Origin of the sequence: Mesorhizobium sp. M7A.F.Ca.CA.004.04.2.1, assembly GCF_004022825.1 — a bacterium.
Taxonomy (GTDB): domain Bacteria; phylum Pseudomonadota; class Alphaproteobacteria; order Rhizobiales; family Rhizobiaceae; genus Mesorhizobium.
Genome location: NZ_RZPH01001420.1, coordinates 1 through 1,126 on the forward strand (window position 1 = coordinate 1; position 1,126 = coordinate 1,126).

At 64.6% G+C, this 1,126-nt stretch carries 1 protein-coding gene; it reads right to left on the minus strand.

Annotated elements, in window-relative coordinates; translation table 11 throughout:
• Positions 1 to 39: 39 nt before the first annotated feature.
• Positions 40 to 1,041, minus strand: a complete 1,002-nt coding sequence (locus EN893_RS35060) for an ornithine cyclodeaminase family protein (RefSeq protein WP_127270888.1) — start codon at positions 1,039 to 1,041, stop codon at positions 40 to 42.
• Positions 1,042 to 1,126 lie beyond the last annotated feature (85 nt).

The following is a 1,126-nucleotide window of genomic DNA, read 5'->3' on the forward strand; positions in this document are numbered from 1 at the left end:
CGTCAATACCGACGCCGGTTCCGGTGAGGACGAGCGCGCTCATGCGAAGCGCAGCCGCTGGCCGATGCCTTGCACTTGGGCCTTGGCCAGCATCGCCTTGCCCAGCGCAATGTCGGACAGCGACAGGCCGCGATGCCAGAACAGGATCGTTTCGGCGTCGCTTTCGCGCCCGGCTTTCAGACCGGCGGCGATCTGGCCAAGCTCGGCATGCAGCGTCTTCTCGCTCAGCCGCCCGGTCTCGACATGGGCGCGCAGCGAGCCGAACTTGCCGCCCTTGCACTGGCCCCAATCGTCGACGACCATTTTCTGCATGATATCGGTCAACGACAGTTCCACCGCGCTCATCGTGCCGTAGGGCACGACCAACGCGCCGGGCTTGATCCATTCGGTCTTGAGCAATGGCTGCGGCTCCGGCAACCGCGAGGCCTCGACGACAATGTCGGCGCCCTCGATGCAGCTTTTCCAGTCGGCGACCGCCGTCACCGTCTTGCCGAGATCGGCGGATAGTCTGGCGGCAAAACCGTCGCGGCTTTCCGGGCGGCGCGAATGGACGCGGATCTCGTCGAAATCGAAGAGATGGTCGAGCAGGCGGACATTCCAGTAGGCGGTGCCGCGCGCGCCGATATGGGCCAGCACTTTGGAATTCTTTCGCGCCAGATGCCTGGCGCCGATGGCGGTGACGGCGCCTGTGCGCATGTCGGTGATGACGGTGGCGTCGAGGATGGCGCGCGGCGCGCCGGTGCGCGGGTCGAACAGGTTGAGGATGCCGAATTCGGAAGGCAGGCCATGCAGGTAATTGTCGACATAGTCGCCGACGATCTTGACGCCGGCCGTGTCGAGCGGCGCGACGTAGCCGCGCAACACGTCGAAATGGCCGTGGAAGGACGGGTCCGGCTCGAGATGGACGCGCGGTTCGATCACCGTCTGGCCCCGGCCCTGCGCCACCAGGCCAGCCTCGACGGCAGCGATGATTTCGCCATCGGTCATGGCAAGGGCATCGATGTCGAGGGCATTGAGGTAGTCGATGTAGATGGGCTTCATGTTACGCGGACACTTTTCTCGGCCACCCCGTTCATCCCATAGCAGGCCAAGGCGGGACACGAAAGTTTGTTGCGAGGTCTCTGGA

Bases quoted from the DNA above. Each gene is read 5' to 3' on its own strand.
- EN893_RS35060 (WP_127270888.1), bottom strand. From the start codon at position 1,041: ATGAAGCCCATCTACATCGACTACCTCAATGCCCTCGACATCGATGCC.